Source organism: Azospirillum sp. TSH64, from assembly GCF_003116035.1.
In the GTDB taxonomy this organism is placed as follows: domain Bacteria; phylum Pseudomonadota; class Alphaproteobacteria; order Azospirillales; family Azospirillaceae; genus Azospirillum.
The window spans coordinates 4599348-4606248 of sequence record NZ_LGQW01000015.1 but is presented as its reverse complement, the minus strand read 5'-3'; the positions used below and the strand labels follow the sequence as shown (position 1 = coordinate 4606248).

General features: G+C 68.6%; 8 protein-coding genes, 1 other RNA gene and 1 pseudogene. 8 read left to right on the top strand and 2 right to left on the bottom strand.

Annotated features, from left to right (window positions below; translation table 11 throughout):
• Window positions 1-108: glyceraldehyde 3-phosphate dehydrogenase NAD-binding domain-containing protein (locus TSH64_RS35975; RefSeq protein WP_247873380.1), on the bottom strand; the 108-nt coding region annotated here is incomplete at its 3' end.
• Between the two features lie 73 nt (window positions 109-181).
• On the bottom strand, window positions 182-2176 hold the full coding sequence (gene tkt / locus TSH64_RS22245) for a transketolase (protein WP_109448312.1): 1995 nt from the start codon (window positions 2174-2176) through the stop codon (window positions 182-184).
• A gap of 398 nt (window positions 2177-2574) precedes the next feature.
• On the opposite strand from tkt, the gene TSH64_RS22240 reads away from it, so the two are divergent.
• The 8 genes and pseudogenes from TSH64_RS22240 to ruvC all read left to right on the top strand — a co-directional run.
• Entirely contained in the window at window positions 2575-2799 is a 225-nt protein-coding gene (locus TSH64_RS22240) for a hypothetical protein (protein ID WP_109448310.1), read from the top strand.
• A gap of 4 nt (window positions 2800-2803) precedes the next feature.
• Window positions 2804-3112: a cell division protein ZapA gene (locus TSH64_RS22235; RefSeq protein ID WP_109448308.1), complete on the top strand. Its 309-nt coding sequence runs from the start codon at window positions 2804-2806 to the stop codon at window positions 3110-3112.
• 14 nt (window positions 3113-3126) lie between these two features.
• Window positions 3127-3290, top strand: a non-coding RNA gene (gene ssrS, locus TSH64_RS22230) — 6S RNA.
• Window positions 3291-3355: 65 nt separating this feature from the next.
• Window positions 3356-3940 carry a 5-formyltetrahydrofolate cyclo-ligase gene (locus TSH64_RS22225; RefSeq protein WP_109448306.1) on the top strand — a complete coding sequence of 195 codons (585 nt, stop codon included), beginning with the start codon at window positions 3356-3358 and terminating at the stop codon, window positions 3938-3940.
• 22 nt (window positions 3941-3962) lie between these two features.
• Window positions 3963-4787: a TIGR00282 family metallophosphoesterase gene (locus TSH64_RS22220; protein ID WP_109448304.1), complete on the top strand. Its 825-nt coding sequence runs from the start codon at window positions 3963-3965 to the stop codon at window positions 4785-4787.
• A 28-nt stretch (window positions 4788-4815) separates the two neighbouring features.
• A complete protein-coding gene (locus tag TSH64_RS22215; RefSeq protein WP_109448302.1) occupies window positions 4816-5295 on the top strand; it encodes a DUF29 domain-containing protein in 480 nt (159 codons plus the stop codon).
• A 202-nt stretch (window positions 5296-5497) separates the two neighbouring features.
• On the top strand, window positions 5498-6250 hold the full coding sequence (locus tag TSH64_RS22210; RefSeq protein WP_098740241.1) for a YebC/PmpR family DNA-binding transcriptional regulator: 753 nt from the start codon (window positions 5498-5500) through the stop codon (window positions 6248-6250).
• Between the two features lie 81 nt (window positions 6251-6331).
• Window positions 6332-6799 (top strand): annotated as a pseudogene (gene ruvC, locus TSH64_RS22205) (crossover junction endodeoxyribonuclease RuvC); the annotation flags it as partial.
• Between the last annotated feature and the right edge of the window lie 102 nt (window positions 6800-6901).

The following is a 6901-nucleotide window of genomic DNA, read 5'->3' as shown; positions in this document are numbered from 1 at the left end:
GTCGTTGATCGCCACGACCTCCACGTCCTTGCGGCCGCTCTCGTAGATGGCGCGCAGAACCAGACGGCCGATGCGGCCAAAACCGTTGATCGCTACCCGTACAGCCATGACTTCCTCCAGTTGGATATGGGGCGCCCGAATTCGGCTGGGCGCCCCTTCGGCTTCTCTCAGAGACGCGCCCTTAAAGACGAGCTTTGACGGCGTCCACGACCGCTTCGGCGGTGATGCCGAAGTGCTTGTACAGTTCCTGGTAGGGGGCCGATTCGCCGAAGCCGGTCATGCCGACGAAGGCGCCCTTGTCGCCCAGCCAGCGGTCCCAGCCCAGACGGATCGCCGCCTCGACGCCGACGCGTACGCCGGTGCCCAGCACAGACGCCTTGTAGGCGTCGTCCTGGCGCTCGAACAGTTCCCAACTCGGCATAGACACAACGGCGGTGCCAATGCCCTGGGCCTGCAGGGCCTTGCGGGCCTCCACCGCCAGCGACACTTCCGAGCCGGTGGCGAGGATGGTCGCCTTGCGCTCGCCCTCGGCTTCGACGATCACGTAGGCGCCGCGGGCCGACAGGTTGTCCGCCGTGTGCTCGGTGCGCAGCGTCGGCACGTTCTGACGGGTCAGCGCCAGCACCGACGGGGCGCCGGTGGCCTCCAGCGCGATCTGCCAGCACTCGGCGGTCTCGACCGCGTCGGCCGGGCGCAGGACCAGCAGGTTCGGGATGGCGCGCAGTGCGGCCAGATGCTCGACCGGCTGGTGGGTCGGGCCGTCCTCGCCGAGACCGATCGAGTCGTGGGTCATCACGAAGACGGTGCGCTGCTTCATCAGCGCGGCCAGACGGATCGCCGGGCGGCAATAGTCGGCGAACTGCATGAAGGTGCCGCCGTAGGGGATGATGCCGCCATGCAGCGTCATGCCGTTCATCAGCGTCGCCATGCCGTGCTCGCGCACGCCGTAGCGGACGTAGCGGCCGGCGAACTCGCCCTTGCCCTTCACGTCGGCGGTGTTCTTGACCTTGGTGTTGTTCGACGGGGTCAGGTCGGCGGAGCCGCCGACCATCTCCGGGATCGCCGGCACCAGGACTTCCAGCGTGTTGCCGGAGGCGACGCGGGTCGCCCAGCTCGGCTTCTCGGCGCTGACCTTCTGCTTGAAGGCGACGATGGTGTCGGTCAGCGCGCTCGGCACACCGTGGCTGAACGCCTCGTCGAAGGCCTTGCCGGCCTCGGCGCTCAGGGTGGCGCGGCGGCTGCTCCAGGCGTTGTAGGCATCGGCGCTGCGCGTCCCGGCGGCGCGCCAGGCGGACAGCACCTCGTCGGGAACGACGAAGGGCTCATGGGTCCAGCCGATGGCGGTGCGGGTCGCGGCGATCTCGTCGGCGCCCAGCGGCGAGCCGTGGCAGGCGTGGCTGTTGGCCTTGTTCGGCGCGCCCTTGCCGATGATGGTGCGGCAGGCGATCAGCGTCGGCTTGTCGGTGGAGGTCCGCGCCTGGGCGATGGCCTTCGACACGGCGTCGGTGTCGTGGCCGTCGACGGCGATGGTGTTCCAGCCGTAGGAGCGGAAGCGTGCCTGGGTGTCGTCGGTGAAGCTGAGGTCGGTCGTGCCGTCGATGGAGATGTGGTTGTCGTCCCACAGCACGATCAGGCGGTTCAGCCCGAGATGGCCGGCCAGCGAGCAGGCCTCGTGGCTGACGCCCTCCATCAGGTCGCCGTCGGACGCGATGACGTAGGTGAAGTGGTCGATCAGCTCGTCGCCGAAGCGGGCGTTGGTGATCCGCTCGGCCAGCGCCATGCCGACGGCGGTGGAGACGCCCTGGCCCAGCGGGCCGGTGGTCATCTCGATACCCAGGCTGGGGTCGACTTCCGGGTGGCCGGGGGTCAGGCTGTGCAGCTGGCGGAAGCGCTTGATCTGGTCGATGGTCATCCGCTCGTAGCCGGTCAGGTAGGCCAGCGAGTAGAGCAGCATCGAGCCGTGACCGGCCGACAGCACGAAGCGGTCGCGGTCGGCCCAGGTCGGGTTCTTCGGATCGAACTTCAGGAACTGCGTGAACAGGACCGTGGCGACGTCGGCCATGCCCATCGGCATGCCGGGGTGGCCGGACTTCGCGGCCTCGACCGCGTCCATGGAGAGCGCGCGGATCGCGCTGGCCATCGTGTGGAGGGAGGGCTGGGCGGAGTCAGCGGACATCTGGCGTTTCCTGCGGGTCGGACGCGGTTGCGGCGTCGGCAACGGTGGTTGCGCGGTCGCCGGAAGAGGCGCCGCGAAACGGGCGCACCATGCAGAACCGCCGTCCGCAGGTCAACATGGGATTGGGGTAGGGAAGGGCATGGCAGAGGCCCCTTGTCCGTGTGGGACGCCCCGCACCCGTTAAGGGGTCGAAACCGATGCGTCGGTTGCGGCGTTCCGTCACGCCCCGGTATTCGGTATGGGCATTCGGTGGAAGAGTCCGTCGTGATGGTTGACGCGGTCGGCGTGCCGGCCCAACTCTATGCGCTCCGATAAGGCAGCGGCTCGGCTTGGCGGAAAGCCGGTCCGGGTCCGCGGCCCGTCGAACATGACGTGCCCACAGGTCGAGGTTGACGTCCATGGATTCCCTGAAAGCTGCTCTCGACCGTCTCGGCCGCGCCGTGGAACGTCTCGACCATGCCGCCGCCGCCCGCGAGGAGCGGGTCGTCCGACGGGAGCAGGATCTGTCCCAGGCGCTGGAAACCGCGCGGGCGGACCGGGCGACCGCCCAGGCCACCGCGGAGGCGGTGTCGCAGCGGCTGGAGGTCGCCATCGCCCGACTGCAACACGTGCTGGAGAGCTGACGCCATGGCGCAGGTCGATATCGAGGTGAATGGCCGCTTCTACCGCATGCTGTGCGAGGACGGGCAGGAGGGCCGGCTGCGCGAGCTTGCGGCCTATGTGGACGACCGCCTGCGCCGTCTGACCGGCGGCGGGCGCAGCGGGTCGGAAGCACAGATGATGCTGATGACCTGTCTGGTGCTGGCCGACGAGCTGCAGGACGTGATGTCCGGCAAGGGCATCGCCCCCTCGGTGGACGAGGGCGCGGTGGTCGTCGAACTCGATCGTGTCGCAAAACGCATCGAAGAGGTTGCCGCGCGGCTCGAGCGCGCCTAGATTGGTGCACGGAAGGACCGCTGCCTGGTTCGACAGGCTGCAATAATCCCCAGGGCCGATAACCTTGAACTCTAGGGAGCTGTCCCTGTCCGGCCCATCGGGCCGGGTACACGGCGCCCACCTGCTCATGCAGGCCATGGAGGATAGGCACATGGCCACCGGCCGAGGCGGCGCCTTCCACCCTCTTTCCGGGCCTCCCCGTTCCGGGGACTCCCTCGTTCCTCCCTCCGCACGCAGTCCGCGATGACCGATCCGCAAGCCAAGGACGCCGCCCGACGCGAGGCGCGCGCCCGGCGCGACGCCATCGCCGACGGCGACCGCTCCACTGCCTCCGCCGCCGTGCGCGACCGCATCGCCGAACTGGCGCGGGACGGCCATCTGCCGCGCGGTGCCGCCGGGGGATATTGGCCGTTGGGCTCGGAACTCGACGCGCGGCCGGCTTTGCTCCATCTTAAAGACCTTGGCCATGCGGTCGGGCTGCCGGTCTCCGGGCCGCGCGGCACCGCGCTGCTGTTCCGCGACTGGGATCCCCAGGCGCCGATGGCGGCCGGCCGCTACGGCATCCAGGAACCGGCGGAGGGGCGCGCGGCCCTGCTGCCGTCGCTGCTGCTGGTGCCGCTGCTGGCCTTCGACCGCTCCGGCCACCGGCTGGGCTATGGCGCCGGCTATTACGACCGGACGCTGGACGGTCTGCGGGCAGGCGGCGCGGTGGTCGCTGTCGGCGTGGCCTTCGCCGCGCAGGAGATGGCGGCGGTTCCGGTGGATGGCCATGACGAGCGGCTGGATTGGATCGTGACGGAGCGCGAGACGCTCCGCATTCATAAGTGAGCTTTTCTGGAAGGTTGGGGCGATGCGGATTCTGTTCTTCGGCGATGTGGTGGGCCGGGCCGGGCGCGAGGCGGTGCTGGCGCACATGCCGATGCTGCGTGAAACGCTGGACCCCGACCTGACCGTGGTGAACGGCGAGAACGCCGCCGGCGGCTATGGCGTCACGGTCAAGATCGCCGAGGAGTTCTTCGAGGCCGGCATCGACGTGGTGACGCTGGGCAACCATACCTGGGACCAGAAGGAACTGGTCTCCACCATCGAGCAGCAGCCGCGCATCGTCCGCCCGGTGAACTACCCGGAGGGCACGCCCGGCCGTGGATACGTCCTGCTTCAGGCGCGCGGCGGCCGGAAGGTGTTGGTCGTCAATGTGCTGCTGCGGCTGTTCATGGAGCCGATGGATGACCCCTTCGCAGCGGTGGACCGGGTGCTGAAGGCCCATCGCCTCGGGCCCGGGGGCGTCGATGCCGTGCTGATCGACATGCATGGCGAGGCGACCAGCGAGAAGATGATCATGGGGCATTTCTGCGACGGCCGCGCCTCGCTGGTGGTGGGCACCCACAGCCATGTGCCGACCGCCGACCACATGGTCCTGCCGAAGGGCACCGCCTACCAGTCCGATGCCGGCATGTGCGGCGATTACGACAGCGCCATCGGCATGAAGAAGGAGGTGGCGCTGGCCAAAATGGTGCGCAAGCTGCCGACCGAACGGCTGTCCCCGGCGGAAGGCGAGGGCACCGTCTGCGGCTGCTACGTCGAGACCGACGACCGCACCGGGCTGGCGGTCCGCATCGAGCCGCTGCGCATCGGCGGGCGGCTGAGCCGGGCCTTGCCGGAACGGACGCAGTAAGGCGGTCACGGCTTAGGGGGCGCGGTCCATGGGTTTCCAGGCCAAATACGACAAGGATTTCTACGCCTGGGCGATGGAGCAGGCTGCACGGCTGCGCGAGGCTGCGGCGTCGGGAGCCAGCTTGCCGTTGGACTGGGAGAACCTTGCCGAGGAAATTGAGAGCATAGGGCGCCGCGAGCAGATCGAGGTCACGTCCCGGCTGGCCCGCATCATCGAACATCTGCTGATGCTTGAGCTATCGCCCGCCGACTGGCCGCGCAACGGTTGGAAGCGGTCGGTGAACCAGCAGCGGACGTCATTGACCCGCGTGCTGCGCGAGAGTCCAAGCCTGACTGCCAAGCTGGACGAATTTCTGCCCGATGCCTGGGTGGATGGGAGGCAGGATGCGTTGTTCGGCCTGGAAGCCGACTGCCTGTTCGACCGCGACCTGCCGCGCGAATGCCCGTATCGTCTGGGAGAACTGCTCGATCCTGAGTTTTGGCCGGACAATCAGCGCGGGAACCAATAGGGGCTTGCGCCAGTAAGAGTCCGTGATGGAGCCCTTGGCAAAAGCGGCCAAGCCGCGCCGCAATCTCGCCATATTGACTTTCTAATCCCGTGGGTGTCGTCTCCCGCGCCGAAAAGGTGCGGTGGGGCGGCAGACCTGTTACATGTGTCGTGCGCTTCACCCCGCCCGATTGACCAATTCCGTTTCGAGGCTCGTTCGACCCATGGCCGGTCATTCCCAGTTCAAGAACATCATGCACCGCAAGGGCGCGCAGGACGCCAAGCGGTCCAAGATCTTCAACAAGCTCGCCCGCGAGATCACCGTCGCCGCCAAGAGCGGCCTGCCGGACCCGGCGGCCAACCCGCGCCTGCGCGCCGCCATCCTGGCCGGACGCGCGCAGAACATGCCGCGCGACCGCATCGACCGCGCCATCAAGCAGGGCACGCCCGGCGGCGGCGACGACGCGAACTACGAAGAGGTGCGGTACGAGGGCTACGGCCCCGGCGGCGTCGCCCTGATCGTCGAGGCGCTGACCGACAACCGCAACCGCACCGCCGCGGAAGTGCGCTCCAGCTTCACCAAGTACGGCGGCAGCCTGGGGGAGACCAACTCGGTCAGCTTCATGTTCAGCCGCATCGGCGCGATCTTCTACCCGGCCGCCGCGGCTGACGCCGACGCCGTGTTCGAGGTTGCGCTGGAGGCCGGCGCCGACAACGTTGAATCCGACGAGAACGGCCACGAAGTCACCACCACGGTGGAGAATTTCGGCATTGTGCGCGATGCGCTGGAGGCCAAGTTCGGCGGTGCGGAGAGCGCGCGCCTGACCTGGCGTCCGTTGAACACCGTCGCGCCGAGCGAGGATGCCGCGGCCAGCCTGCTGAAGCTGCTGGACGTGCTGGAGGACAACGACGACGTCCAGGTGGTCGAAGGCAACTTCGACATCTCCGACGAGCTGATGCAGAAGCTGACCGCGTAAGCTGAACGCGGGTCTTGCAAGCGGAGAGCGGGTGCCGTGTTTGCGCGGGCAGGACGAAGTGAGGCGACGGTGCCTTCGCCGGTGCGGCTGCTGGGGATCGACCCCGGATTGCGCCACACCGGCTGGGGCATCATCGACGTGGCGGGCAACCGCCTGAGCCACGTCGCCGATGGTGCTGTGCATTCCGACGACCGCTGTCCGCTGGCCGAGCGGCTGGTGCAGCTCCACGACGCCCTGTCGGCGGTGGTGGAGCGCTACCGCCCCGACGAGGCGGCGGTGGAGGAGACCTTCGTCAACAACAACGCGGTCTCGACGCTCAAGCTGGGGCAGGCCCGCGCCGTGGCCCTGCTGGTGCCGGCCCAGGCCGGGCTGGCGGTGGCGGAATACGCCAACAACATGGTCAAGAAGGCGGTCGTCGGCCAGGGCCGCGCCGAGAAGGCGCAGGTCCAGACGATGGTGCGGCTGCTGCTGCCCGGCTGCGAGATCGCCTCGCCGGACGCCGCCGACGCGCTCGCCATAGCGATCTGCCATGCGCACCACCGTGCAAGCTGGACGATGTGGCGGCGGGGCGGCGACACCGCGGGGAAGCAAACCCTCTCCCCCCCGGGGAGAGGGCAGGGTGAGGGGGATGCACCGCGTGCCTTGAATCGT